The sequence below is a fragment of the Saccharopolyspora sp. NPDC000359 genome (assembly GCF_040300525.1).
In the GTDB taxonomy this organism is placed as follows: Bacteria; Actinomycetota; Actinomycetes; order Mycobacteriales; family Pseudonocardiaceae; genus Saccharopolyspora.
On sequence record NZ_JBEPDU010000046.1, the window covers coordinates 23232 to 49906 of the forward strand.

Genomic DNA, 26675 nt, shown 5'->3' on the forward strand with positions numbered 1-26675 from the left:
CCGGCCCCCCGGTGCTGGTCAGGAATCGAGGAGCGCGCGCCACGAGCGGACGCGGTCGGCGGCCACCGAGGTCGACGCCCGGGCACCGCTGCCGATGTGGAACGCGCCCACGCCCGCCGCCCGCAGGTCCGGCACGTGCTCCTGGCGCAGGCCGCCGCCGACGAGCAGCTCCACCCCGTCGACGTCCTGGGCCGCGGCGAGTTCGCGCAGGTGGGCGAGGCCCTCGTCGACCCCGTCCGGGCTGCCCGCGGTCAGCACGGTGTCCGGCCCGAGCGACACCGCCTGGTTCCAGGCCATCCGGAGCTGCTCGGCATGGTCCACCGCGCGGTGGAAGGTCCACGGGCACCCGGCCAGCTCGGCGACCACCGCGCGGGTGGCACCCACGTCGACCTGCCCGTGCGCGTCGAGGAACCCGAGCACGAACTGCCGCGCACCGACGTCGAGGAGCTCACCGACCCGTCGCCGCAGCACGTCCACCTCGGCCGCGAACCCGGCCCCCTCCGCACCATCACGCGCACCGGGAGGTCGGTGGCGGCCAGCACGCTGCGCACCGTCGCCAGCTCCGGCGTCAGGCCGTCGGCCGCCAGGTCCCGGCAGAGCTCGACCCGGTCAGCGCCGCCCGCCTGCGCAGCCTCGGCATCGGCGGCGTCCAGCGCGATGACTTCCAGCAACCCACCCATCCTGGCACCGTAACCGCAGCTCCTGGAGCCCGCGCAGGGCTCAGGGACGCCAGGGCACCGGAAAAGCCCGAAGGGCCGCCCCCACGCGGGGGACGGCCCTTCGGCTGCCTGGGGCAGGACTCACATCATGCCGCCCATGCCGCCCATCGGGTCGGCACCGGCAGCCGCACCCGCGGCCTCCTTCTCCGGCTTGTCCGCGACCACGGCCTCCGTGGTCAGGAACAGCGCGGCGATGGAAGCGGCGTTCTGCAGCGCCGAACGGGTGACCTTCGCCGGGTCCAGGACACCGGCCTGGACCAGGTCCTCGTACTCGCCGGTCGCGGCGTTCAGGCCGTGGCCCGGGGTCAGGTTCTTGACCTTCTCCACCACGACGCCGCCCTCGAGGCCGGCGTTGACGGCGATCTGCTTCAGCGGGGCCTCGACGGCGACCTTGACGCTGCCCGCGCCGGTGGCCTCGTCACCCTCCAGCTTCAGCCCGTCGAAGGCGGCCTGCGCGGCCTGCAGCAGCGCGACGCCACCACCGGCGACGATGCCCTCCTCGACGGCGGCCTTGGCGTTGCGGACCGCGTCCTCGATGCGGTGCTTGCGCTCCTTGAGCTCGACCTCGGTCGCCGCACCGGCCTTGATGACGGCCACGCCGCCAGCCAGCTTGGCCAGCCGCTCCTGCAGCTTCTCGCGGTCGTAGTCGGAGTCCGAGCGCTCGATCTCGGCGCGGATCTCGTTGACCCGCCCGGCGATCTGCTCGTCGTCACCGGCACCCTCGACGATGGTGGTCTCGTCCTTGGTGACGACCACCTTGCGGGCGCGGCCCAGCAGGTTCAGGTCGGCGTTCTCCAGCTTGAGGCCGACCTCCTCGCTGATGACCTGGCCACCGGTCAGGATGGCCATGTCCTGCAGCATCGCCTTGCGGCGGTCGCCGAAGCCCGGCGCCTTGACCGCGACGGACTTGAAGGTGCCGCGGATCTTGTTGACGACCAGGGTGGCCAGCGCCTCGCCCTCGACGTCCTCGGAGATGATCAGCAGCGGCTTGTTGGCCTGCATGACCTTCTCCAGCAGCGGGAGCAGGTCCTTGACGTTGGAGACCTTGGAGCTCAGCAGCAGGAGGTACGGGTCCTCCAGGACCGCCTCCATCCGCTCCGAGTCGGTCACGAAGTACGGCGAGATGTAGCCCTTGTCGAAGCGCATGCCCTCGGTGAGCTCGAGCTCGAGCCCGAAGGTGTTGCTCTCCTCGACGGTGATGACGCCTTCCTTGCCGACCTTGTCCATGGCCTCGGCGATCAGCTCACCGATCTGGCGGTCGCCAGCCGAGATCGCGGCGGTGGCGGCGATCTGGTCCTTGGTCTCGATCTCCTTGGCGTTCTTGAGCAGCTGCTCGGCGATCGCCTCGGTGGCCTTCTCGATGCCCCGCTTCAGGGCGATCGGGTTGGCGCCGGCCGCGACGTTGCGCAGGCCCTCGCGAACCAGGGCCTGGGCCAGCACGGTGGCGGTGGTGGTGCCGTCACCGGCGACGTCGTCGGTCTTCTTCGCCACCTCCTTGACCAGCTCGGCCCCGATCTTCTCCCACGGGTCCTCGAGCTCGATCTCCTTGGCGATGGAGACGCCGTCGTTGGTGATGGTGGGTGCGCCCCACTTCTTCTCGAGCACAACGTTGCGGCCCTTCGGGCCGAGCGTCACCTTGACGGCGTCGGCGAGGGTGTTCATGCCGCGCTCAAGACCGCGGCGGGCGTCCTCGTCGAACGCGATCATCTTGGCCATTGCGGTGTGGTCCTCCACCTGTCTGGACGCCGCGGAGGTGGGTACGCACCCCACGGCAAGACTCGTGCTCGGCCAGGCTCGGTGCCCGCGACGGACGACCGTTCGGAGGTACCGTCGGGTGGTACCCCCGGTGACGGCCTCACCGTCCCGACCTGGCACTCAACCTTGGTGAGTGCCAATACCGTGTTTAGCACTCTCCCCGGGCGAGTGCAAGCGACCGGGCGTCGGGTCAGTCGCCCGTGGGGACCGACGTGGGCAGGTCGTTGCTGTTGTACGACGAGCTCGTGGTGCTGGTCTCGGTGCTGGTGCCGCTGGAACCACCCATGTTCGCCATCACCACGAACACCACGATGATGAGCACCAGCGCGACACCCACCAGCACCGGCACGATCCACTTCGCCGAGCTGCTCGAGGTGGTCGCGAACGACGTGGACCCCGCGGGCATCGGCGGGCGCAGCCGCACCGGGTCGCCGCCCGGCGGCGGCAGCGGGTGCGGCGGCTGCTGCGGGTACGGCGGGCGGTAGCCCTGCGCCGGGAGCGGCTGGCTCGGCGGGTACTGCACCGGCTGCGGGCCGGACACCGGCGCCGGGGCGACGGGTCGCGGCTGCGGCGGGGCGTCCCCGGCGGCCTGCCCGAGCGCGGCACGCGCGGCCGAGACCAGGTCCTGGCAGTTGCTGTAGCGCTGGTCGGACCGCTTGGCCATGCCGCGGCGCAGCACCTCGTCGATGCTGCCCGGCAGCACCACCAGCGAGGTCGCGGGCGGCGGCTCGGCGGCGAGGTGGCCCTGGATGACGTCCTGCACCTGGCCCTGGAACGGCGGGCGGCCGGTCAGGCAGGCGAAAAGCATGCAGGCCAGCGCGTACTGGTCGGTGCGGCCGTCCACCGGCTCGCCGCGCAGGTGCTCCGGCGCCGCGTAGGTGGGCGAGCCGAGGAAGTCGCCGCTGGCCGTGCGGTGGCCGGTCGCGCCGCGCCGGGTCAGCCCGAAGTCGGCCAGGTAGACGTGCTCGTGGACGGACTCGCGCGAGGTCACCAGCACGTTGGCCGGTTTCAGGTCGAGGTGCACCAGACCGCGCTCGTGCAGCATGTCCAGCGCCTCGGCGATCTGCGCCAGCAGCTCCAGGGTGCGCTTGGGCGAGATCGGCCCGTCCTTGATCAGGCTGGCCAGGTCGGAGCCGTCGACCAGCCGCATCGCGATGTAGAGCATGCCGTCGACCTCGCCGAAGTCGTACAGCGGCACGATGTTGGCGTGGTCGATGGCCGAGGTGTTGCGCGCTTCGTCCACGAACCGCTCGCGGAACTCGGCATCACCGGTGATGTGCTCGCCCATCACCTTCAGGGCGACCTTGCGGCCGAGCCGGACATCGGTGGCGCGGTACATCACGCTCATGCCACCACGACCGAGCACTCCGTCGATCTTGTAGTGGCCGAGGCGCTTCCCGGTGAGGTCTTCCGACACGATCAGCAGCCTAACCGGCCCAGATCACGCGCGTCTCACGGTTGGCCGAGCCGGTCGCGATCCCACCGGTGAGGACCAGCACAACGGCCCGGTCCCGCGGCGGGACCGGGCCGTGCGGTGAGCCACGGTCAGACCTTGCGGACCCCGTCAGCCTGGGTGCGGCCGTCACGCCCCGCCTTCACCTCGAATTCCACCCGGTCCCCTTCGGAAAGGGTGCGGAAACCCGACATGTTGATGGCGGAGTAATGGACGAACACATCAGATCCACCGTCCGTGGCGATGAATCCGTAGCCCTTCTCCGAGTTGAACCATTTGACCGTGCCGACCGCCACGGCGTCCTCCTCATGAAAAGTGGTGCACGGCGCGAGCGCCGCTGGAGCAACGGCCACATTACCCCCGAATTCGGGCCCCGTCGCGGGTTCGGCAATGCAACTTTCCCGTTAAACGCTGGGCCGAACGGGTGCCAGTTCCGAACACCGTCCGTCATCGCGGCGGATTGTTCCCCCAACGGCACCAACAGATTCCGCCCACAGCGAAAGCAGCGGTGAGCGGCAGCGCGAGGACCAGTCGAGCAGCTCCGGGTGTCCGGCGCGCGGATTGTTCACCCGGACCGCGAGCGCTATTGACCGGCACCACCAATAGGGGCGGCGCGATTTTCCGAATCACCCGAACAGCCGATTGCGGAGAACGCCAATGCGACTCAGGTCAGGACCGGGCGCCCAACCCATTCGCCTGCAGCCAGGTGACCAGTCCTCGCGGATTGCGAGTTTGGGTCAGGACCTGCCCGGGCCCGGCGAAATCGAAGACCAGCCCCTCACCGCTCTTCAGGGACTGCACCGCGCCCTGGCTCATCTGGCGCAACCGGCTCTGCACCGTGTCGGCATAAGCCACCACGTGACCGGTGTCGATCGTCACGTACTCACCGGGCTGGAGGGTCACCACGTCCAGCGCGCCGTAGCAGGAGACCACCAGCGGACCCTGCCCGGTGGCGTGGGTCATGAAGCCGCCCTCACCGCCGAAGAGGTTCTTGAACCCGCCCCACTGCGCCTCCAGCTGGACCGTGCTCGCCGAAGCGAGCCAGCAGCCCCGCGTGACGCACCAGCCGACCCGGCCGTCCAGTTCGAGCACGTTGAGGTCGCCGGGCAGGTTGGGCGCCACGTCCACCCAGCCGCCCTGCTGCGGCGCGGTGTAGGTGGACACGAAGAACGACTCGCCGCCCAGCGCGGCACGCGCCAGCGACTTCAGGAAGCCACCCTGGGCGCGGGCCTCCACGGTCACCCCGTAGCTGCTGGCCAGCATCGCCCCGCTCTCGACCTGCACCGGCTCGCCCGGCGCCAGCACCAACCGGGCCACCCCGAACGACGGCGTGTGGCGGGTCCGAACCTGCACGACTACCTCCTGTCCCCGCCGCTCGGCCCGACCAGCGGTCCCGGCGCGCCCCACCAGCCCGGACGCCCCGCGGAGCACAGCCGAACGGTCTCGAACGAGTGTGCCACGGCGAGATCCGGTGTCGATTCGCACGCCGGTGGCGACAGCGGGGGTGCCGATGGCCGATGATCGGGGCGTGTCGAACGGAACCGGAACACCCGACCTGACCGCGGTCGCCGATCACCAGGCGGCGGTCGCGGCGCTGCTGCCGCCGACCCCGGTGCTGGTCAAGCCGCTCGCGGAGTGCCTAGGGCACGCGTTGGCCGAGGACCTGGTCGCGCCGATCCCGCTCCCGCCGTTCGACAACTCCGCGATGGACGGGTACGCGGTGCGCTCGGTGGACCTGGCCGACGCCGGTCCGGAGCAGCCGGTGGAGCTGCCGGTCCACGAGGACGTCCCGGCCGGTCGGGTGGACGTCCCACCGCTGCAGCCCGGCACCGCGCACCGGATCATGACCGGCGCCCAGCTGCCTCCGGGCGCCGACGCGGTGATCCCGGTGGAGCGCACCGACGGCGGCACCGAGCGGGTGCGGGCGTTCAGCCCGGTGCAGCCGGGCGCGCACGTGCGCCGGGCAGGTGAGGACGTCACGGCGGGTGCGACGGTGCTCACCGCGGGCACGACGCTGGCCGCCTCGCAGCTCGGCGTGGCCGCGGCGGTCGGCGCGGCGCAGCTCCCGGTGCATCGCCCGGTGCGGGTGCTCGTGCTGTCCACCGGCTCGGAGCTGGTCGAGCCCGGCACGCCGCTGCAGCCCGGTCAGATCTACGAGTCCAACGGCCTGATGCTCTCCGCCGCGGTGCGCGAGGCCGGTGGCGAGGCGACGCTGCTGCGCTTCGTGCCGGACGACGTCGACGCCTTCCACCAGGCGCTCGCCCCGCACTTGGCGGGCACCGACCTGCTGATCACCTCCGGCGGGGTGAGCGCGGGCGCGTACGAGGTGGTCAAGGACGCGCTCACCGGCAACGGCGTCGAGTTCACCAAGGTCGCGATGCAGCCGGGCATGCCGCAGGGCTGCGGCCGCTACCGGGGCGGGCCGGCCGTGGTGACGCTGCCGGGCAACCCGGTCAGCTCGATGGTGTCGTTCGAGGTCTTCGTGCGCCCCGTGCTGCGCGCCGCGGCCGGGCACCGGACGACGCGGCGGCCGGTGCGCCAGGCGTCGCTGGCCGAACCGCTCACCGCGCCCGCGGGCAAGCGGCAGTACCGGCGCGGCCGGTTCGACCCGGCCACCGGGTCCGTCACCCTGCAGGGCGCGCCCGGTTCGCACCTGCTCGCCGGATTGGCGAAGGCGAACTGCCTGCTGGAGATCCCCGAGCACGTCACCGAACTCGCCATCGGGTCCACAGTGGACGTGATGGTGCTGGATTGACGGATCCCGTCCCGTCGCGAAGACTGCACCACCGTCCCCGTCCACCCCTCCGGAGTCTGCACGTGCGTGGCCCCTGGCGAGCCGCCCTGGCACTGGCGCTGCACATCGCCTTCTTCGTCGCGCCGATCGCGCTGGTCCTAGGCCTTCTGGCGATCGCCGCCGTCACCTTCCGCTACGACCACACCAGCGGGCTCAAGGCCGCCGCTGCGGCGCTGGTCGTCGGCGCCGTGCTCGCGGTCGGCCTGCGCGCCGTGCTGCGCTCGCGGGTGCGAGCCCGCGGGGTCCGGGTGGACCGCTCGGAACAACCCCAGCTGTGGCGGATGGCCTCGTCCATCGCGGCCACCGCCGAGGCGCCGGAACCCGACGAGATCCGGATCACCTCCGAGCCGGTGGTGGCGGTCCGCGAGGACACCGCACTGCTCGGCCTGCGCACCCGGACCAGGTACCTGGAACTCGGGCTGCCGCTGCTGGCGGCGCTCAACGTCGGCGAGCTGCGGGCCGCGATGGCCCGCGAGATCGGCCGCCTGACCGGCCGCAACAAACTCACCGTGCTCGCCCACCGCGCATGCGCCAGCGTCGAGCGCACCGCTGCCGGGCTCACCGGCGGGCCGACCAAGTGGCTGTTCGCCGGGTACGCGCGGGCGTTCATGGCGGTCGCCGCCACCACCGCGCAGGACCTGGAGCTGGCCGCCGACGCGGTCGCCGTCCGGGAGGCGGGCACCCGCACCGCGGTGCTGGCCCTGCGCAAGTCGGTGGCCGTGCGGATCGGCTGGCAGGAGTACGCCGACGACTACCTGAGCATGGCCACCTCGATCGGCCACGCCCCGGACGTGCTGCTGGGCTTCCGCAACTTCATGGCCCACCCGACGCGCAAGCCGCGGCTGGCCGAGCGCGCCAAGCAGACCATCGCCGAGGAACCCGACGGCCGCACCCGCCACCGCATCGACGCCATGAAGCGGATCAAGACCGGCGACCGCGAGCCCGACGAGCGCCCGGCGTTCGCGGTGCTGCGCAGCCCGCGCAAGAGCGTGCCGGAGCTGGAGGACCGGCTGATGGTCGACAACCTTGGCCCCCGGCTGCCCTGGCCGGAGCTGGCGCAGCGGGCCGGTGCCGCGCACGTCGCCGAGCAGGCCGCGCAGCTCAGCGCCGCGGTCGAGCAGAGCGGACTGCCGATCGAGCCGTCCATCGCCGGGGTACTGGCCGCCATCCACCGCGGCCACGGCCGCGACCTGATCAACCCGGTGCTCAACCCGGGCCTGAGCCCCGACCTCATCGACCAGGCCGCCGAGGACACCCTGGTCGACCTGCTCGGCTGCGCCGTGGTGGACGCCCTGGTCTGCGCGCGCCGGGCGCACCACGAGCTGGACTGGGGCGGTCCGCCGCCAGTCCGGCTGGTCGGCGGCCAGCCGCTGGACGCCGACCGGCTGGTGCGCCCCGCCGTGGTCGACCCCCGGCTGATCCCCGGCCTGCACCGGGCGCTGGTCAACCTCGGGGTGCCGCTGAACCACGCGCGCCGCCCGGCGGCCGAGCCGGAACCGGAGCTGGCCGGGATCGTCAGCCCGGTTCAGTGCGCGGGCACCAGCTACGACCTGCTGGTCACCGACCGCGGCCTGGTGCTGCTGCCCAGCTCGGCGAGCACCACCAAGCGGCTGCTGGCCGGGACGTTGGCCCGGTTCCGCGAGGCGGAGCTGGAGCAGCTCGGCGAGCTCGCCGCGACGCCGATCGGCGAGCTCCGCGAGCGGACCAGCGCGCAGTGGGTGGACAGCCGCGACGTGGCCAGCGCGCGGCTCGACCAGGACCGCACCGGCTGGTCGCTGGCGCTGGAGCTCTACCTCGACGAGTACGCGGTGTCCGAGCTGGATGACGGACTGGTGCGCGGTGACGTCGACGGGGCGGCCGAGCTGGTGCTGCGCAGCAGCGCCGACGGCGTGGAGCACGGGGACCCGTACCGGGGGCTCGGGGAGCTGATGGGTGCGCGGATGAACGTCGAAGAGCCATTAGCCACTATCGAGTGAGTTTGGATTCCACCTTGATCACTCCGCGTCATGTAACGGTCCGAAACTATCCTCCGAAAGCGGCTACGGACTTCGTGTGACCTCAATTACACTGAAACCCGCGTGACGAACAGTCGTCCAGCTGCATCTCATGGACGTCCGCGCAATCCACCTCTGCTTGTCGGTGGAGCGGACACTTCGAGGGCCGTGCGCCGTCGGGGGGCGCACGGACCCGCGCAGCAGGGGCCGTTCGGCGGCTACGGGGAGCCGCCGAACGGTCCCTGCTCCTCTTCTTCACCCCGTCGAGTGACTTCCGAATCGTCTCAGCGGTACCATTTCAGCGCGCTATATGCGCAGGTCAGCTAGGTTGTTCTTGATCAACTGCGCCCCCTGGCGTCGGTTGGCCCGGGGCGTCCGAGATGCTGTACCGACCACGGCACCGGCCACCGGCCCCGAACACCTCCGGGACCGGCGACCGCGCGGCCGCACCAAGGACCCGCCGACGCAGGGGCGAAGCACCTCGATGAGCACCACGGAAGAACCGAAGAAGAACCCGCTGGCCCACCTCGCCGGGCTGGCCCGCGACACCATCCCGCCGATGCACCCGGCCGGGCGTCCGTTCGTCCTCGGCGCCGCTGCCGCGACCCTCCTGCTCCGCCGCCTCTGGCGCCCCGCAGGCGTCCTCGGCGGCGTGCTGACCGCCTGGTGCGCGTGGTTCTTCCGCGAACCGGCGCGCACCACACCCAGCCGCCCGGGCCTCGCGGTGGCCCCCGCCGACGGCACCGTCTCGCACATCGAACCCGCGGAGCCGCCCGCCGAGCTCGGCCTGGGCGACGAGCCGATGGTCCGCATCAGCGCCTTCCTGACCATCTTCGACGTGCACGTCCAGCGCATCCCGCTCGCCGGGCGGATCGAGACCGTCGCCTACCGGCCCGGCAAGTTCCTCTCCGCCGACCTGGACAAGGCCAGCGAGGACAACGAGCGCAACTCGATGGTCATCCGCGGCGCGGACGGCACCCGGGTGGCCGTGGTGCAGATCGCCGGACTGGTGGCCCGGCGCATCGTCTGCTCGGTGGCCGAGGGCGACGAGGTGGCCACGGGCAGCACCTACGGGCTGATCCGGTTCGGCTCCCGCGTCGACCTCTACGTGCCCGCGAACAGCCGGATCCTGGTGGAGCCGGGCCAGCGCACCATCGGCGGCGAGACGGTGCTCGCCGAACTCCCCCAGGTCCGCTCATGAGCATGCGGACCACTCCCGGCGTCCGGCTGCTGCCCAACGCGATCACCGTGTTGGCGATGTGCGCCGGGCTGTCCGCGGTCCAGTTCGCGCTCAACGGCAACCTCACCGGCGCCATCGGGTCCATCGCGGTGGCGGCGGTGCTCGACGGCCTCGACGGGCGGATAGCGCGCCTGCTCGACGCCACCTCGAAGATGGGTGCCGAGCTGGACTCGCTGTCCGACGCGATGTCCTTCGGCGTCGCCCCGGCGCTGACGCTCTACGCCTGGCAGCTGCAGGACAACCGGGTCGGCTGGGTGGCCGCGCTGGTCTTCGCGGTGTGCATGGTGCTGCGGCTGGCCCGGTTCAACACGCTGCTGGAGGACGCCGACCAGCCCCCGTACACCAAGGAGTTCTTCGTCGGGGTGCCCGCCCCGGCCGCCGGGCTGCTCGCGCTGCTGCCGCTGATCCTCACCGCGCACTTCAACCACGCCGGGTGGTGGGCGAACCAGACCGTGCTCATGGTCTGGATGGTGCTGATCGCCGCGCTCGCCGTCAGCCGGGTCCCCACGCTGTCGTTGAAGACCGTCAAGGTGCCGCCGCGGCTGGTCGCGCCACTGCTGGTATTGGTGGCGATGCTGGCGGCCGGGATCATCATGTTCCCGCTGATCTCGCTGGCCATCGCGATGGTGGTCTACCTGCTGCACATCCCGTACGCGGTGTACCGGCACAACTGGTTGGCCAAGCACCCGGAGGCCTGGGAGGCCCCGCCGCGCGAGCGCCGCGCGATCCGCCGCCGCTCCCAGCGCATGGGCCTCCGCCCACCCCTGCGCCGCAGCGTGGCGGGAGCGGCCCGCCGCGTCCGCCGCCGCTACAACCACCCCAACAGCCCCCGCCGCAGCTGGCGCCGCCTGGAACTCCGCCGGAACCGCAACGACACCAACCGCTGACCCCACCCCGCCGACCCGGCTGACGTCCGACCCCGCGGAGTCCGACCCCGTGGGACTTAGCGCACTCCGGCCACGCCCCGCCGACCTCGGTGCCGTCGGGGGCCTCGCCCGCGCGCTGGTCGGCCAGCTGGTCCAACCCCGCGGCGTCCGACGCTGCGGCGTCCCGTGGAACGGAATTCCAATGGAGACCAGACGTCTGATCTCCATTGGAATCGCACCCCTCCCCGGCCGGAGACCGGCGGAGGGCCCGCCCCACGCCCAAGACCACCATCGACCGACGCAGACGTCCGCCCCCTCAACCGGTCAACCGAGACGTCCTCGACCGCCACCGGACCGACGCCCCGCCGAGGGGCCGCAACGGCATGCCCAAGGGTCGAGTCCCCGCCTCCTCGCCTCGCCGTGTCGGACACACAACACACCGCCGGCACCACAGTTTCAACTGAAACTGTGGTTCGACGCCGAGCGAGAGGGTCACAGTTTCAACTGAAACTGTGGGTTGACGTGAGGCCGAGGGGGTCGCAGTTTCAATTGAAACTGCGGATCGGCGTGGGTGGGGATCGCAGTTTCAATTGAAACTGCGGACCGGACGGTGGGTGGGGGGCTGGGCGGACGGTCGGTGTGGGGCCTGGATCGAGCGGTTGGGGTGGGCGGGAGCTCGGGCGAGCCGCGTGGGCGGGAGCTCGGGCGGGCCGCGTGGGCGGGAGCTCGGGCGAGCCGTCGGGGCGGGAGCTCGGGCGGGCCGCGTGGGCGGAAGTCGGGTGGGTGGGGTGAGCGTGGTTAAGCTCGCGGCGTGTCGTCGATAACTTTGACCGCTCGGGTTTCGCCCTCCGCCAAGGACGCTCGGCGCGGGGTGGTGCGGTTGCACCCCGAAGTGCTCGATGCGCTGGGGTTGCGGGCTTGGAACGCCGTGCAGCTCACCGGCGCTCGGGTGACCGTGGCGCTCGCCGCCGCTGCTCCGGCCAGCAGCCCCACCGGCGTGGTGCTGCTCGACGACGTCGCGCTGATGAACCTCGGGCTCGCCGAGGGCGCCGAAGTCGGTGTGTCCCCGGTGCAGGTCAGCGCGGCGAAGTGGGTGGTGATCGGCGGTTCGCGGATCGCGCGGGCCACCGTCGCACCGGAGACGCTGCGGCTGGCGCTCACCGGCAAGGTCTTCGGCACCGGCGACACCGTCTCGCTGCTGCCGCAGGACGTGGCCCCGGCCACCACCGCCAACGCTGGCGAGGTGCGCCGCAAGCTGTCCAACGCCATCGGCCTGACCTGGACCAACGAGCTGATCACCATCGCCGCCACCGAACCGGCCGGGGCGGTCGCCGTCCAGCCGTCCACAGTGGTCGAGTGGCGCGACGCGGAGACCCCGGAGGCCGCCCCAACCCCGGCACCGGCACCGGCCCCACCCGTGGAGCAGCCGCGGGAGCCGGTCGTCCCGGTCGCCGACCTGGTCGGGTCCCGCGACACCGCCAAGCGGCTCGGCGAGTGGCTGCGCCTGGCCTTCGAGCAGCCCGAGCTGCTGCGCCGCCTCGGTGCCGAACCGCACCTCGGCGTGCTGCTCAGCGGCCCCTCCGGCGTCGGCAAGGCAACGCTGGCCCGCGCGGTCACCGCCGCCGTCGGCGCCGAGCTGGTCGAGCTGGCCGCCCCGAGCGTCGCGGCGCTGGAACCAGGCGCCGCCGCGCAGCGCCTGCAGGACGCGATCAACCGCGCCACCAGCGCAACGGGCAACCGCGTCCTGCTGCTGACCGACGTGGAAAGCCTGCTCCCGGGCACCGAACCGCCGCCGCTGGCCACCGTCGCGCTGGACGCGATCCGCGGCGCGATCAGCACCGACGGGCTGGCGGTGGTCGTCACCAGCTCCCAGCCGCAGTCCATTGACCCCAGGCTGCGCGAACCCGGTCTGGTCGACCGGGAGCTGACGCTCGGGCTCCCCGACGACGCCACCCGCACGGACCTGCTGCGGGTGCTGCTGCGCAACGCGCCGCTGGCCGACGACGTGCAGCTGTCCGAGGTCGCCGAGCGCGCCCCGGGCTTCGTCGTCGCCGACCTGGTCGCGCTGTGCCGGGAAGCCGCGGTCGGCGCGGCCCTGCGCCACCAGGGCGATGCGGCCGACCCGCGCATCCGCCAGCAGGACCTACTGGACGCGCTGGCGTCGGTCCGCCCGATCTCGATGTCCACATCGGACAACCTGCAGACCGGCGGGCTGACGCTGGACGACGTGGGCGACATGACCGAGGTCAAGCAGTCCCTCACCGAGACGGTCCTGTGGCCGCTGCAGTACCCGGACTCGTTCACCCGCCTCGGCGTCGATCCGCCGCGCGGCGTGCTGCTGTACGGGCCGCCCGGTTGCGGCAAGACGTTCCTGGTCCGGGCGCTGGCGGGCAGCGGGCGGCTGAACGTGCTGGCGGTCAAGGGCGCGGAGCTGATGGACAAGTGGGTCGGCGAGTCCGAGCGCGCGGTCCGCGAGCTGTTCCTGCGCGCCGCCAACGCCGCCCCGGCGCTGGTGTTCCTGGACGAGGTGGACGCCCTGGCGCCCCGCCGCGGCCAGTCCTCGGACTCCGGGGTGGCCGACCGCGTGGTGGCCGCGCTGCTGACCGAGCTCGACGGCGTGGAGCCGATGCGCGACGTGGTGGTGCTGGGCGCGACGAACCGCCCGGAGTTGGTCGACCCAGCGCTGCTGCGCCCCGGGCGCCTGGAGCGCCTCGTCTACGTGCCGCCGCCGGACGCGGACGCGCGCGAGGCGATCCTGCGCGCCGCCGCCCGGAACACCCCGCTGGCGTCCGATGTGGACATCCCGGCGCTGGCGGCCGAGCTGGGCGGTTACTCGGCGGCCGACTGCGCGGCCCTGGTCCGCGAGGCGGCGCTCACCGCGATGCGCGAATCCCTCGCGGCGGCCGAGGTCTCAGCGGACCACCTCGCCGCCGCCCGCAAGGCGGTCCGCCCGTCCCTGGACCCGGCCCAGCTCGCGGCCCTCGAGTCCTACGCGCACTCGCACCGCCCCTGACACGTCGCCCGGGTGGCAGGCCCACCCGGGCTACTTGGTGGCGGTCGGGCCCTTGTAGTCGTTGGTGATGATGGCGATCAGGCCGGGCGTCGCGTCCTGGATGCCGTCGAAGCGGGGTTCGACGCGGGCTCCGAAGCGGGCCGCCAGGGCCTTCGCCTGGCCCTCCTCCGGGGTGCCGGGCCGGAAGTAGACCGTGGTCGTCGGGATCAGCCCGGCTGAGTAGTTGCCGACCTCCGGGACGTCGTACCCGGCGCGGCGGATGTCCTCGGCGGCGCGGTGCGCCAACCCGCTGATCGTGCTGTTGTTGTAGACCCGCACCATCACGACTTCGGCCTGCTCGCCGGAGCCGCCCGGCGCGTCGGGACGCTGCTGGTGCTGGCCGGTCTCGGGCGGCAGCTGCTGGCCGGTCTCGGGCGGCAGCGGTGCAGGCGGCGGGGCCTCGGGCTGCCGCACCGGCTCCGAGGTGGCGGGCGACGGTTGCACCAGCGACGACTTCGCCGGGTAGTTCCCCGGTTCGGGGGGCAGCGGTTGGGCGGAGTTCGACGTGTCGCCGCCGGAGACCAGCGTGGCGATGCCGATGGCACCCGCGATCACACCGGCCCCGATCAGCCCGAAGCCGACGAGCTTGGCCTTGGCGGGTCCGGTGGATTCCCCTGAAGTCATCAGTGCAACTCGATTCCCAGTCGTTGGGCGGCCCGCGCGCGCTGCCGCGCCGCCCGTGCCTTGCGCAGCCGTTTGATCAGCATAGGGTCCGCGCGAAAAGCTGCAGGACTGTCCAGCAGGGCGTTGAGCACCTGGTAGTAGCGCGACGGCGACATGTCGAACAGTTCCCGGATCGCCTGCTCCTTCGCGCCCGACCGCTTCCACCACTGCGCTTCGAACGCCAGCACCCCCAGCTCCCGGTCGGTGAGCACCTCGGAGGGCACCGGCTCCGGTTCGGGCGCCGGTTCCGCGACCGGCTCGGCGACCTCCACCACCGGTTCGGCGAGCCGCAACCGCCGCCCCTCCGGCGATCTCTGCTCCTCCTGCGCGCGCGCCAACTGCTCGCACTGGCGAGCGATCTCCTGCGCGGTCAGCATTTGGGCGGCGTCCATCCGACTCCTCGCCTCGCGATCCGGGCCTTCGGCGCGTTCGCGGAATCACACGGCTGTGATTCCACCCCCGATTACACCACGGCCGCCGATCGCGGCGGCGCCGATCACACCGGCGGGTACCGGAAAAGAGCACCCCGCCCGGGTCCGCGGCGGTGCCGATAAGGTCCCTGTCATGGCTGTTCACCCGATCTGCATCTACGGCGAGCCAGTGCTGCACCACCCGACGCGTCCGGTGGAGCGCTTCGACGAGGAGCTGCGCACCCTCGTCGAGGACATGTTCGAGACGATGGCCGCCGCGAACGGTGTCGGGCTGGCGGCCAACCAGATCGGCGTGGACCTGCGGCTGTTCGTCTACGACTGCCCGGACGACGAGGGCGTCCAGCACCGCGGCGTGGTGGTGAACCCGGAGCTGACCACCTCGGAGGTCCCGGAAGGGATGCCGGACCCGGACGAGGACTGGGAGGGCTGCCTGTCGGTGCCCGGCGAGTCCTACCCGACCGGCCGGGCCAGCTGGGCGAAGGTCACCGGGTCCGATGTGGACGGCAAGCCGATCGAGGTCGAGGGCACCGGCTACTTCGCGCGCTGCCTGCAGCACGAGACCGACCACCTGGACGGCTACGTCTACGTGGACCGCCTGGTGGGCCGCCACAAGCGCGCCTCGAAGAAGATGCTCAAGCGCAACGGCTGGGGCGTGCCCGGGCTGACCTGGGACCCGGCCGAGCACGGCGACCCCTTCGACGACGAGGACTGATCAGAAGTCCTTGGTGTCCAAGGCGAACCCGAACGGCTCGGGGATCTCGATCGGCTGCCCGAACGGGACGTCCTCGTGATTCCAGCAGCGCCCACCGTGCAGCTTGGAGCGCAGGGACACGACCGCCCCTCGTAGGCGAATCGGTCGATCAGGTACAGGGGCACTTCAGCGTGCGCGTACGCCCAGAGCTTCTTCTTCCGATCGTCATCGGCGTGATCGCCCTGGTCACGAGCCTGCTCGCAAACCGCGCCACCGCCATCGGGATGAACGGGGCTTGGCAGGCACCGGGGCGGCGGCTAGCCTCGCAGCGACAACCTAAGACCGCGGGAGCTCGCACCAACAGCGGGCTGAGAGGGCGGCTGGAGAACTCCGGGGCCGCCGACCGCATGAACCTGACCGGGTAATGCCGGCGTAGGGAGTGGATTGGCAGTGGCCGACGTGCGTCCGAACGCGTCCGAGAACGGCAGCGAGATCACCACCGGGGCCATCAGCGGCTCGCGGAAGGTGTTTCGCAGCACCGAATCCGGCCTCCAAGTGCCATTCCGCCGCATCGAGCTCACCAACGGCGAGCACCTCGACGTGTACGACACCTCCGGGCCGTACACCGACGAGAACACCACCGTGGATGTCCACAGCGGACTCCACCGGATGCGGGCGGGGTGGACCGACGGGCGGGAGCACCGCACCCAGCTGGGCTGGGCCAGGGCCGGGGTCGTCACGCGGGAGGTGGAGTACATCGCGACCCGCGAGGGCCTCTCCCCCGAGTTCGTCCGGGACGAAGTGGCCAGCGGCCGGGCCGTCATCCCGGCCAACCGGTGCCACCCGGAGAGCGAGCCGATGATCATCGGGAAGAACTTCCTGGTGAAGGTCAACGCCAACATCGGCAACTCGGCGGTGACCTCCTCGGTCGAGGAGGAGGTGGAGAAGATGGTGTGGGCCACCCGGTGGGGCGCCGACACCGTGATGGACCTGTCCACCGGCAAGCGCATCCACGAGACCCGCGAGCGGATCCTGCGCAACTCGCCGGTGCCGATCGGCACCGTGCCGATCTACCAGGCGCTGGAGAAGGTCAACGGCGACCCGGCCGCGCTGACCTGGGAGATCTACCGGGACACCGTGATCGAGCAGTGCGAGCAGGGCGTGGACTACATGACCGTGCACGCCGGGGTGCTGCTGCGCTACGTGCCGCTGACCGCCCAGCGCGTCACCGGCATCGTCTCCCGCGGCGGGTCGATCATGGCCGCCTGGTGCCTGGCGCACCACCGGGAGAGCTTCCTGTACACGCACTTCAGCGAGCTGTGCGAGATCCTGCGCGACTACGACGTCACCTTCTCGCTCGGCGACGGCCTGCGGCCCGGCTCCATCGCCGACGCCAACGACCGCGCGCAGTTCGCCGAGCTGGAGACCCTCGGCGAGCTCACGCACATCGCCCGCGAGCACGACGTGCAGGTAATGATCGAGGGGCCCGGCCACGTGCCGATGCACAAGATCGCCGAGAACGTGCGGCTGGAGGAGGAGCTGTGCGGTGAGGCGCCGTTCTACACGCTCGGCCCGCTGACCACCGACATCGCGCCCGCCTACGACCACATCACCTCCGGCATCGGGGCGGCCATGATCGCCCAGGCGGGCACCGCGATGCTCTGCTACGTCACGCCCAAGGAGCACCTGGGCCTGCCCAACCGGGACGACGTCAAGACCGGGGTGATCACCTACAAGATCGCCGCGCACGCCGCCGACCTGGCCAAGGGCCACCCGCGGGCGCAGGAGCGGGACGACGCGCTCTCCCGGGCGCGGTTCGAGTTCCGCTGGACCGACCAGTTCAACCTGTCCCTGGACCCGGACACCGCGCGGGCGTTCCACGACGAGACGCTGCCCGCCGAACCGGCCAAGACGGCGCACTTCTGCTCCATGTGCGGGCCGAAGTTCTGCTCGATGAAGATCACCCAGGACGTCCGGAAGTTCGCCGAGGAGCGCGGGCTGACCAGCATCGAGGCGATCGAGGCGGGCATGCGGGAGAAGTCCGAGGAGTTCTCCGGCGCCGGCGGCAAGGTCTACCTGCCGCTGGCCGACTGAGCGCGTCCCCCGGCGCGTCGTGCGCCGACGCGCCGGGGGACCGCAACTTCCACTGGGATCGCGCACCCCCGGGACGGCTCGCGGCCGGGGAGATCGAGGAGGTCGGGGTCGTAGCATGGACTGGATGCACGAGACCTCGGCGGAGCACGAAGCACGGCCCGCGAACGACACCGCCCCACCGACCGCGTTGACCATCGCCGGTTCGGACTCCGGGGGCAGCGCCGGGATGCACGCCGACCTGCGCGCCTTCTTCGCCTGCGGGGTGCACGGGATGACCGCCGTCACCGCGGTCACCGTGCAGAACACCGTCGGCGTCACCGGGCTGGTGGAGATCCCGCCGGAGACCGTGGCCGCGCAGGTCGACGCGGTGGCCTCCGACATCGGCGTGGACGCCGCCAAGACCGGGGTGCTCGCCTCCGCGGCGACCATCGACGCGGTGCTGGAGGTCTGCGACAGGCACGGCATCGGGCGCGGCGGGCGCACACCGTTCGTGGTGGACCCGGTCGCCGCATCCCGCAGCGGCGAACCGCTGCTCCGCAAGGACGCGCTGGACGCGCTGCGCAACGAGGCCTTCCCGCGCGCCTCGCTGGTGACGCCGAACCTCGACGAGGTGCGGCTGCTGACCGGCATCGACGCGCGCACCCGCGCCGACCTGCTGGACGCGGCCAAGGCGATCTACGACTTCGGCCCGGAGTGGGTGCTGATCAAGAGCGGCCACCTGCCCGACGACCCGGAGTGCATCGACCTGCTCTTCGACGGCACCGAGGCGGTCCCGCTGGCCGGTCCGCGCTACGCCACGGTGCACACCCACGGCGCCGGGGACGTCTTCGCCTCGGCGATCACGGCGGCGCTGGCCAAGGGCGCTTCGATGCCGGACGCGGTCCGGAGCGGCAAGCGGTTCGTCACGCGCAGCGTCTCGCACGCCTACCCGCTCGGTGCCGGGGTGGGACCGGTGTCGACCTTCTGGCGGGTCAGCCCGCGCTCGATCTGAGGCCCCGACACCCCCCAACGGGGCCCCTAATAGAGTGATTTCCATCCCGGATCTGTAACCCGAATGGTGTGCCTCATCGACAAACTGGTCGAGAAGCGCGTAATTCCCAGGACCGCACGCCGCTGCTGCGCGCGGTCCGCTGCGCGCTGCGCGAACGACGATGACAGGGGTTTTCGACAGCGTGGCTAAATCGGTCAGGACTGCAACGTCGGCGTTGGCCTCCCGGGCCCGGCAGCTACTGGCCACCGAGGCGGGGGCGCCAGACCCCCGGCAGCGCCAGTACGCCGTGCTGGTGCTGGTCGCGGTGGTCGCGGGCACCGCGGTGGGGTGGCTGTTCGACCTGCAGACCCCCGCGCTGCTGGCCGGGCTGACCGCCGTGCTGGCGCTGGTCGCCACCGGCGGCCAGTCGCTGCGCTCGGACCTGCGCCGGTTCGTCTGGTTCACCCCGGCCCTGGTGCTGGTGATGGCGATCGGCCCGCTGCTGGCCAGCATCCCGGTGCTGGCCGGGCTGGTGGTGGCGGTCGTCGTCTTCGGCACCGGCATGCTGCCCGCGCTCGGCGAGCACTACCGGATCGGCGGGCAGGTCTTCGCCGCGGCGACCCTGGTGTCCACCACCACTGGCATCGGCAGCGACCAACCGGCCTGGGTGCTGCTCGCGGCTGCCGCGTCCGGTGCGGCCTTCGCGCTGCTGCTGCGGGTGATCATCGGGCTGGGCGATCCCGGCCGGGCCACCCGCGTGGTGGTCGCGCGGACGCTGCTCGAACCCGGCCCCGGGGTGATCGAGTCGGCTGCCGCCGCGTGGCGGGCCGACGGCTCCAGCACCTGGCTCGGCGAGGTGCTCGCCGGTGCGGCTCGCTTCCGCGCCGCGCGCGAAACCCTGCTCGCGCAGGCACAGCAGAGCGACCGGATCGAGGCCGACCGGCTGCAGCGGATCGTCGCGGAAGCCGACGAGGTCGCCGCCCAACTGGCCCGCGCGGTGCGCTCCCGCGCCTGCACCGGACTCCCCTATGCGGCCCGCCGCGACCCAGCGGAGGCCGTCCTGGCCCGCGGCGGGCGGCAGGACCTGCCGGAGGCGGTGCAGGGCATCAACCAGGGCCTCGACCGGATCCGGGCAACCGTGGTGCGCCGCGTCGAGACCCCGCTGCCGCCGCAGGCCGCGGGCGCGCGGCGCGAGCGCGTGATGGGGGCGGTGCGCGCGCACCTGTCGTTCCGGTCGTCGCTGTTCCGGCACGCGATCCGCTGCACACTCGCGGTCGCCTTCGGCATGGTGATCGTGCTGCTGCTGCGCGACCCGTCGGCGTCGAGCCTGCTGCTCGCGCTGTACGTGGTCCTGCAGCCCGCGGCCCGCGACAGCATGACCGGCGCGTTGGAGCGCACCGGTGGCGCGGTGCTGGGCGTGACCGCGCTCGCCCTGCTGATCAGCCTGCTGCCCGGCGCGTTCCTGCTGGTGCCGCTGGTGATCGGCGGGATGCTGCTGAGCATGCCGAAGCTGCGCACCGAGTACCAGACGCTGCTCGGCTGCCTGATCGTGATCACCGTCGTGGACCAGGCGATGCGGCTGGACCGGCCGCTGGTGAACGTCGGGATCAGCTTCGCCGCCAACACCGCGGTCGGCGCGGCCATCGCGCTGTTCGTCGGCTACGTCGCCTACCTGGTGCTGCCCAGCAGCATCCTGCCGGACGTCCGGGGCGCGGTCCGCTCGACGGTGTGGGCGGTGTCCGAGCTGATGCGCAGCGTCCGAGCGGCTGGCCAGGGCGTCGACCTGCCCGCGGCACTGCAGGCGGCGAACGTGCTGGCGCTGCGGCGCACCCAGGACCTCCTGGGCATGCCCGCGCTGCTGGACGGCACAGGCGAGGAGACCGACGACGACCGCGCAACGCGGGACGCGGCGATCGCCCTCGACGCCCTCCGCCAGGACGTCGCGACGCTGGCGTTCCGCCCGGAGGCCGAGCAGGCGGTGGCGGTTCCGGCGCTGCGCGCGGTGGACGACCTGCTGGGCGGCAAGCCGACGGCGAAGATCCCGGACGTGCCGGAGGGCAGTGCCCCGGCGACGGAGCTGCTGGCCAGCTCGCTGCTGGAGAACGCGCTCCACGCGCGCCACGCGATCGACCGGACCTTCGGCTACGACAACCCGTGGAAGAGCTACACGATCTCCTTCGTCCGCCCCGAACGCCTCCACATCCGCTGACCCCGCACCGGGGCCCAGCCTCCCGCGTACTGCGAACCCTCGTGAGCGGCGATGGTCGCCAGAACCACCATCGCCACTCACGAACCCGGTCGCGAGGCGAGTTCCATTGACGTCGGCGTGTGCAGGGCCTTGGTGTCGGCGTGTCGGTGGGGACACGCCGACACTGGGGCGGTTCCGACGGGAAGTGCGGGCTGCCGGGGTCAGCCGAGGGGGCGGCCGGGGCTGGAGGCTTCTGCCCAGAAGCGCTTGGGGATCCGGCCGGCGAGGGAGGCCAGGCGTCCCGCCTCGACCGCCGATCGCATCGCCGCCGCCATGCGCCCCGGGTCCTGGGCCCGGGTCACCGCCGTGGCCAGCAGGACCGCCGAGCAGCCCAGTTCCATCGCCAGGGCCGCGTCGGAGGCCGTGCCTAGGCCCGCGTCGAGGATGATCGGGACGGCGGCCCGGGAGACGATCATCTCGATGTTGTGCGGGTTCCGGATGCCCAGGCCGGTGCCGATCGGCGAGCCCAGCGGCATCACCGCGGCGCAGCCGACCTCCTCCAGCTTCAGCGCCAGCACCGGGTCGTCGTTGGTGTAGGCCAGCACCACGAAGCCCTGGTCGACCAGCTGCTCCGCAGCGTCCAGCAGTTCCACCGGGTCGGGCAGCAGGGTGTCCTCGTCGGCGACGACCTCCAGCTTGACCCAGTTCGTCCCGAGCGCCTCGCGGGCTAGCTGCGCGGTCAGCACCGCCTCGGCCGCCGTGCGGCAGCCCGCCGTGTTCGGCAGCGCTTCGATGCCGAGCTTGCGCAGCAGGTCGAGCACCCCCGTTCCGCCACCGGCGTCCGCGCGGCGCATCGCCACGGTGGTCAGCTCGGTGCCGGAAGCGATCAGCGCGCGTTCCAGGACCGCGAGGTTCGCCGCCCCGCCGGTCCCGGTGATCAGCCGCGAGCCGAACTCGCGACCGGCGATCACCAACGGGTCGTCCATGTCACCCTCCTTGCACTGCGGTGAGGACCTCGATCGTGGCGCCGGGGTGCAGTTCGGTCCCGGGCCAGCTCGCGCGCGGCACGACCGCGCCGTCCACGGCCACTGCCACGCCCCGCTCCGGGACGCCGAACTCGGCCAGCACGGCGGCGAGGTCGGCGCCGTCGGCGACCTGCCGCGGTTTGCCGTTGATCACGACGTTCACTGCTGTCCTCCCCATCGGTTCGGATCGGTGGCCTTGATCAGCGCGTCGGCTTCGTCGCCGCGCAGCAGCGCGAGCACCGCGTCAGCGGTCACCGGAGCGAGCAGGAAGCCGCCCCGGTGGTGCGCGGTGGCGGCCAGCACCCCCGGTTCCAGCCAGCCGAGCACGGGCAGGTTGTCATCGGTGCTGGGGCGCAGCCCGGCCTGGGCCTCGACCAGCTGGTACTCAGAGATGCCCGGCACCACCTGCTCGGCGTCGGCGATAAGGTCGCGCACCCCACCCAAGGTGACCTCGGTGTCGAAGCCGACCTCGTACTGGGTGGCGCCGAGAACCAGCCCCCCGTCGTCGCGCGGCACCAGGTAGACCGGGCGGCCGTGCACCGGTCCGCGGACGGTGCGGCTCGGCGGCGGCAGCGCGGTGGACCGCGCGCGCAGCCGCAGGATCTCGCCCTTGACCGGCCGGATCCGGCCGGTCAGCGCGGGGTGCAGCGCACCGGAGTGCGCGCCCGCCGCGATCACCGCCACATCGCAGTCCACAGTGGAGTCATCGAGCTCCACCGCACCGGCCCGGACCTCCTTCGCCGCCGCTGCGACGAACTCGACGCCGGCAGCCGTCGCCGCCGCGCGCAACGCGGCCAGCGCCAGGCGGTTGTCGACCGCGAGGTCCCCCGGGACTTCGAGGCCGCCGCGCACCGCGGGCCCCAGCGACGGTTCGAGCCGCCGCGCCTCCCGGCTGGAAAGCCTGGCCACGGTGCGGCCTTGCCGGGACAGGTAGTCGGCCAGGTCGTCCAGCTCGGCGCGGTCGGCGCTGTCCACGCCCACCACCAGCGTGCCCTCGCGGCGCAGCCCGGACGGCAGCCCGGACGCGCGGCTGAGCTCCTCGGCGAAAGCGGGCCACCGCTCCAGCGACGCGCTGCCCAGCTCCAGCAGCTCCTCCTCGCCGGGCCAGGCCTCGGCGATCGGCGCCAGCATCCCGCCCGCGACGTGCGACGCCCCGGACGCCGGGGCCGGATCGACCAACTCGACGCGGTGCCCGGCGGCTGCGGCGCGCCAGGCCACGGACATCCCGATCACCCCGCCGCCGACCACGACGACGTGTGCGGTTCGCGATTCAGACAACTCCACGCTCCCTGCGCCGGCATGACCCGGATCAGGTTCGACGGTCGGGGCCAACGCCCCCTCTCAGCCCGGCGACCGGGCTCCCGTGCTCACCGCCTTACACCGTACCTGCCGAGAACGCCGACTCCGAGCCCGCGTTCGAACGCGGGCTCGAGGCGAGAGGGGACCGAACGTCTGGAGCTACCCTGTGGGACATGCCTGGAATGGACGGCTTCGGCATCCGCGCCCGCCTCAACGAGGCGAGGCTGTACCTCTGCACCGACGCGCGCACCGAGCGAGGTGATCTCGCCGAGTTCGTGGACGCGGCGCTCGCGGGCGGGGTGGACATCGTGCAGCTGCGCGACAAGCAGCCCGGCGGCGCACCGCTGGAGGCCCGGCACGAGCTCGCAGCCCTGGAGGTGCTGGCCGAGGCGTGCATCCGGCACGGCGCCCTGCTGGCGGTCAACGACCGCGCGGACATCGCGCTGGCCGCCGAGGCCGACATCCTGCACCTGGGCCAGGACGACCTGCCGGTGGACGTCGCGCGGCGCGTCGTCGGCGACCACATCGCGGTCGGCCGCTCCACGCACGACGTGGTGCAGGCCGACGCGGCGGCGGCCGAGCCGGGCGTGGACTACTTCTGCACCGGCCCGGTGTGGACGACGCCGACCAAGCCGGGTCGCGCGGCGGCCGGACTCGACCTGGTCGAGCACGCCGCGGAGCACCGCGGGCACGGTCGGCCGTGGTTCGCCATCGGCGGCATCGGCCCGGACAACCTCGACGACGTGCTGAAGGCGGGGGCGGAGCGGATCGTCGTGGTCCGAGCGATCACCGAGGCCGAGGACCCCACCGCAGCGGCCCGGGAACTCCGCAACCGCCTCCCCTGACCTCGACAAGCCCCGGACACCAACCACTGCACGACGTCCGACCTCCGCAGGATCCCTCGCACCCCGTCGGACCTCGGCGGTTCCGCCGGGCGCGATCTGGCGTCCGCGGCCACCTCGGATCCCGCCTCCGCGGTTTCCCCGGGTGGCCCTCCGGGGTGCGCGACTTCCATTGAAGTTGTGGGGTACGTGGTCGGCGTGGCCCGGACGCGAGGCGGCCCCCGGCCGGAGCCGGGGGCCGCGTCAGGGGAGACGGGTCACTGGGTGAGCAGGGTCAGCCCGTAGACCTGCAGGATCTCGTTCACCGGCTGGAAGTAGGTCGTGCCGCCGGAGCTGCAGTTGCCCGAGCCGCCCGAGGTCACGCCCTGCGCCTGGTCGTCGGAGATGAACGAGCCGCCGGAGTCACCGGGCTCGGCGCAGACGTTGGTGCGGGTCAGGCCGGTCACGGTGCCCTGCGGGTACTGGACGGTCTGGTTCTTGGCCTCCAGCGAGCCGCAGTGCCAACCGGTGGTCGAGCCGGAGCGGCAGATGGACGCGCCCTCGCTGGCCTCGGTGGAGCCGGCGACGCCGACGGTGCTGCCGTCGTAGCGGTTCACCAGCGGCTGCGGGGTGTCGGAGCTGACGCTCACCCAGGCGTAGTCGTCGCCGGGGAAGGTCGAGCCCTCGAACCGCCCGGTGGGCTGGGAGGTGGTGGCACCGGCCTGGCCGCAGTGACCGGCGGTGACGAACCCGCCCTGCACGGAGAACCCGACCGAGCAGCGGGAGCCGCTGCCGATGTAGTAGGCGTTGCCGCCGACCACGGCGTAGGTCCGCGGGTTCTCCAGGGACTCGACGACCCGCACCGCGTCGGTGAGGACCCCGGTGGCCTGCACGAACTTGGCCGCCTGGGCCTCGGAGCCGGGCCGGGTGGTCACGATGACCGAGTTCTCGCTGGCCTTGGCGTACCAGCCGGAGATCGACCTCGGGGCGTTCGCGCTGCGCGCGTTGAGGCCCTCGATCACCCCGTTGAGCTGCTCGGCGGAGAAGTCGGCCTTCTTCGGCACGGCACCCGCCGCGCGCACCTCGTCGAAGCGGGCCTCGTCGGTCACCAGGACGACGAGCTGGCCGAGCTGCGGGTCGAAGTAGGCGCCGCCGTAGGTGCTGCCCAGCGTCTGGCGCAGCGCGTGCTCGGCGCGCGCGGCGTCCGCCTCCTGGTCGAGCCGCTGCAACGCCTGCTCCCTGGTCAGGCCGAGGTCGCGCTGCATCGCGTCGAGCTGGGTCACCACCGGGGTTTCCGGTGGGGCGGATTCGGTGGCGGTCGCCGGCATGGTGAGCGCGGCGACAGTCCCCGCTGCCAGGAGCACGGTCCCGGCCACCCGGGCCGCGAGTCTGCGCTTCATCTGATGTCTCCCTCTGTGAGCTGGATCTCAGAGCCCCCGTCGCGCCTGCCAGTATCAGAGGCCGTCACCAGTCCCACATCCACCTTTTGCCTCATCCCGCACAAAAACGGCCTGATCGAGGTAGGGCGGCGGGCCGTTCGCACCATCTCGGACTGCGCCGCCGAACGGGCCGAGCTCCCACTTCCGGCGGTGGACGGGCACATGAGGAAGGCCGCCACCCGGGGAGCTCCGGGTGGCGGCCTGGGGATCAGTCCAGCAGTCCGCCCGTCGGCGGTGCCGGTTCGCTCGACTCCTGCGTGCGGGTCGGCTGCTGGGTCGGGCTCGGCTCCGTCGACGGCGCCTGCGTCGGCTTCTCGGTGGGTGGCGGGTTCTCCAGGGTCGGCGGCTGGGTCGGCGGTTGCGTCGGCCGGACCTCGGTGGTCGGCGCCGGTTCGCGGGTCGGTGTCCCGGTCGGCTTCTCGACCTCCGTCGTCTGCGGCGGCGGAGCCACCTCCGCGGGGGGCTCCCGGTGCCAGACCTGCCCGAGCGTGGTGCCGCCCTCCCCACCGGACAGCGGGCGACCGAGGAAGCCCTCGAAGCCGGTGACGACCAGCATGCTCACCACGAACGCCACCGCGCAGGTGGCGGCGGCCACCGCCCAGCGCATCCGCCGCCTGCGGGGGTCGACCGGCGGGCTGACGGGCAGTTCCGCCTTCTCGGTCGCGTCCCCGTCCACCAGGCGGGTCGACACGTCGATCCGCCTGGTGCCCTCGGAGTCGACGACCTGCTCACCACCCGGCCAGTGCATGCCGGGTTCGAGGTGGATCCGCCGCGTGGCGTCACCGGATCCCTCGGGCGGCAGCAGCCGCGTCGACTCCCCCGAGTCCGACGCCTGGCTGGTCTTCCCCGCGTCCACCGCGCGGGCCTGGACGCGAGTTGCCCGCTTGGCCTTCACCGCCGCGAGCAGCGCCTTCTCCTTCGCGTTCTCGAACGAGCGCTGGTAGAGCGCACCGCCGACGGTGATGATCACGCTGGTCATGCCGGCCCCGATCACGGTGCCGGCCACCCCGAGCCGGGACCCCAGGAAGGCGGCCGTCACCGACGCGGTGGCCGCCCCCGCGACCTGCGCCGGCTTGATGTCGATCTTCTTGGGCTTCGGCTCCTCGTCCGAGTCCTTCCCGTCCGGCTCGTCCTGCTGATCCTCTTTCTGCCTGACCATGGCTCCCACGTACTCCGAACGC

The 26675-nt window shown here is 72.4% G+C and carries 21 protein-coding genes, 1 pseudogene and 2 riboswitches; of the genes and pseudogenes, 10 read left to right on the plus strand and 12 right to left on the minus strand.

Annotated features, from left to right (window positions below; genetic code table 11):
* Positions 1 to 18 precede the first annotated feature (18 nt).
* The 5 genes and pseudogenes from ABT324_RS25685 to ABT324_RS25710 form a co-directional block, all read right to left on the minus strand.
* A pseudogene (locus ABT324_RS25685) lies at positions 19 to 680 on the minus strand (copper homeostasis protein CutC).
* A gap of 120 nt (positions 681 to 800) precedes the next feature.
* Positions 801 to 2435 carry a chaperonin GroEL gene (gene groL / locus ABT324_RS25695; RefSeq protein ID WP_351182653.1) on the minus strand — a complete coding sequence of 545 codons (1635 nt, stop codon included), beginning with the start codon at positions 2433 to 2435 and terminating at the stop codon, positions 801 to 803.
* Between the two features lie 229 nt (positions 2436 to 2664).
* Positions 2665 to 3891, minus strand: coding sequence for a serine/threonine-protein kinase (locus ABT324_RS25700; protein WP_351182655.1), 1227 nt, complete (start codon positions 3889 to 3891; stop codon positions 2665 to 2667).
* A gap of 128 nt (positions 3892 to 4019) precedes the next feature.
* A complete protein-coding gene (locus tag ABT324_RS25705) occupies positions 4020 to 4223 on the minus strand; it encodes a cold-shock protein (protein ID WP_093268692.1) in 204 nt (67 codons plus the stop codon).
* A gap of 373 nt (positions 4224 to 4596) precedes the next feature.
* Positions 4597 to 5280, minus strand: a complete 684-nt coding sequence (locus tag ABT324_RS25710) for a TIGR00266 family protein (RefSeq protein ID WP_351182657.1) — start codon at positions 5278 to 5280, stop codon at positions 4597 to 4599.
* A gap of 157 nt (positions 5281 to 5437) precedes the next feature.
* On the opposite strand from ABT324_RS25710, the gene moeA reads away from it, so the two are divergent.
* The 5 genes from moeA to ABT324_RS25735 all read left to right on the plus strand — a co-directional run bounded on the left by moeA (position 5438) and on the right by ABT324_RS25735 (position 13834).
* Positions 5438 to 6682 (plus strand): molybdopterin molybdotransferase MoeA, encoded by a 1245-nt coding sequence (moeA, locus tag ABT324_RS25715; RefSeq protein ID WP_351182659.1) that lies wholly within the window; start codon positions 5438 to 5440, stop codon positions 6680 to 6682.
* Between the two features lie 62 nt (positions 6683 to 6744).
* Positions 6745 to 8697, plus strand: coding sequence for a M48 family metallopeptidase (locus ABT324_RS25720; protein ID WP_351182661.1), 1953 nt, complete (start codon positions 6745 to 6747; stop codon positions 8695 to 8697).
* Between the two features lie 502 nt (positions 8698 to 9199).
* Positions 9200 to 9916: a phosphatidylserine decarboxylase gene (locus ABT324_RS25725; RefSeq protein WP_351182663.1), complete on the plus strand. Its 717-nt coding sequence runs from the start codon at positions 9200 to 9202 to the stop codon at positions 9914 to 9916.
* Positions 9913 to 10842, plus strand: a complete 930-nt coding sequence (pssA, locus tag ABT324_RS25730; RefSeq protein ID WP_351182665.1) for a CDP-diacylglycerol--serine O-phosphatidyltransferase — start codon at positions 9913 to 9915, stop codon at positions 10840 to 10842. Before ABT324_RS25725 ends, pssA begins: the two co-directional genes overlap by 4 nt.
* Before the next feature lie 790 nt (positions 10843 to 11632).
* The gene (locus tag ABT324_RS25735) at positions 11633 to 13834 is read left to right on the plus strand and encodes an AAA family ATPase (protein ID WP_351182667.1); all 2202 of its coding nucleotides are present in this window, start codon (positions 11633 to 11635) and stop codon (positions 13832 to 13834) included.
* A 30-nt stretch (positions 13835 to 13864) separates the two neighbouring features.
* Here ABT324_RS25735 and ABT324_RS25740 read toward each other — a convergent pair whose 3' ends face one another.
* Positions 13865 to 14497 (minus strand): LytR C-terminal domain-containing protein, encoded by a 633-nt coding sequence (locus ABT324_RS25740; RefSeq protein ID WP_351182669.1) that lies wholly within the window; start codon positions 14495 to 14497, stop codon positions 13865 to 13867.
* Positions 14497 to 14808 (minus strand): DUF3263 domain-containing protein, encoded by a 312-nt coding sequence (locus ABT324_RS25745; protein ID WP_351182709.1) that lies wholly within the window; start codon positions 14806 to 14808, stop codon positions 14497 to 14499. The genes ABT324_RS25740 and ABT324_RS25745 overlap by 1 nt, the downstream gene beginning before the upstream one ends.
* Positions 14809 to 15100: 292 nt before the next feature.
* On the opposite strand from ABT324_RS25745, the gene ABT324_RS25750 reads away from it, so the two are divergent.
* The 4 genes from ABT324_RS25750 (at position 15101) to ABT324_RS25765 (ending at position 20931) form a co-directional block, all read left to right on the plus strand.
* Positions 15101 to 15679, plus strand: coding sequence for a peptide deformylase (locus ABT324_RS25750; protein ID WP_351182671.1), 579 nt, complete (start codon positions 15101 to 15103; stop codon positions 15677 to 15679).
* A 313-nt stretch (positions 15680 to 15992) separates the two neighbouring features.
* Positions 15993 to 16116, plus strand: a riboswitch (TPP riboswitch).
* Positions 16109 to 17752: a phosphomethylpyrimidine synthase ThiC gene (gene thiC / locus ABT324_RS25755; protein WP_351182673.1), complete on the plus strand. Its 1644-nt coding sequence runs from the start codon at positions 16109 to 16111 to the stop codon at positions 17750 to 17752. (Overlaps the previous riboswitch by 8 nt.)
* Before the next feature lie 124 nt (positions 17753 to 17876).
* Entirely contained in the window at positions 17877 to 18743 is an 867-nt protein-coding gene (gene thiD, locus ABT324_RS25760) for a bifunctional hydroxymethylpyrimidine kinase/phosphomethylpyrimidine kinase (protein ID WP_351182711.1), read from the plus strand.
* Between the two features lie 181 nt (positions 18744 to 18924).
* Positions 18925 to 20931 carry an FUSC family protein gene (locus ABT324_RS25765; protein WP_351182675.1) on the plus strand — a complete coding sequence of 669 codons (2007 nt, stop codon included), beginning with the start codon at positions 18925 to 18927 and terminating at the stop codon, positions 20929 to 20931.
* 200 nt (positions 20932 to 21131) lie between these two features.
* Here the strand turns inward: ABT324_RS25765 and ABT324_RS25770 are convergent, their stop codons facing one another.
* The 3 genes from ABT324_RS25770 to thiO form a co-directional block, all read right to left on the minus strand.
* Complete coding sequence (locus tag ABT324_RS25770; protein WP_351182677.1) at positions 21132 to 21896, minus strand: thiazole synthase; 765 nt, start codon at positions 21894 to 21896, stop codon at positions 21132 to 21134.
* A gap of 1 nt (position 21897) precedes the next feature.
* A complete protein-coding gene (gene thiS / locus ABT324_RS25775; RefSeq protein WP_351182679.1) occupies positions 21898 to 22098 on the minus strand; it encodes a sulfur carrier protein ThiS in 201 nt (66 codons plus the stop codon).
* Positions 22095 to 23213, minus strand: coding sequence for a glycine oxidase ThiO (gene thiO, locus ABT324_RS25780; protein ID WP_351182681.1), 1119 nt, complete (start codon positions 23211 to 23213; stop codon positions 22095 to 22097). The genes thiS and thiO overlap by 4 nt, the downstream gene beginning before the upstream one ends.
* A riboswitch (TPP riboswitch) is annotated at positions 23205 to 23310 on the minus strand. It overlaps the preceding gene by 9 nt.
* Before the next feature lie 97 nt (positions 23311 to 23407).
* Between thiO and thiE the strand changes: the two genes are divergently transcribed.
* Positions 23408 to 24079, plus strand: a complete 672-nt coding sequence (thiE, locus tag ABT324_RS25785; protein WP_351182683.1) for a thiamine phosphate synthase — start codon at positions 23408 to 23410, stop codon at positions 24077 to 24079.
* A 254-nt stretch (positions 24080 to 24333) separates the two neighbouring features.
* Here the strand turns inward: thiE and ABT324_RS25790 are convergent, their stop codons facing one another.
* Both ABT324_RS25790 and ABT324_RS25795 read right to left on the minus strand, forming a co-directional pair.
* Positions 24334 to 25455 (minus strand): S1 family peptidase, encoded by a 1122-nt coding sequence (locus tag ABT324_RS25790; RefSeq protein ID WP_351182685.1) that lies wholly within the window; start codon positions 25453 to 25455, stop codon positions 24334 to 24336.
* 247 nt (positions 25456 to 25702) lie between these two features.
* Positions 25703 to 26653, minus strand: a complete 951-nt coding sequence (locus ABT324_RS25795) for a hypothetical protein (RefSeq protein ID WP_351182687.1) — start codon at positions 26651 to 26653, stop codon at positions 25703 to 25705.
* Positions 26654 to 26675: the final 22 nt, after the last annotated feature.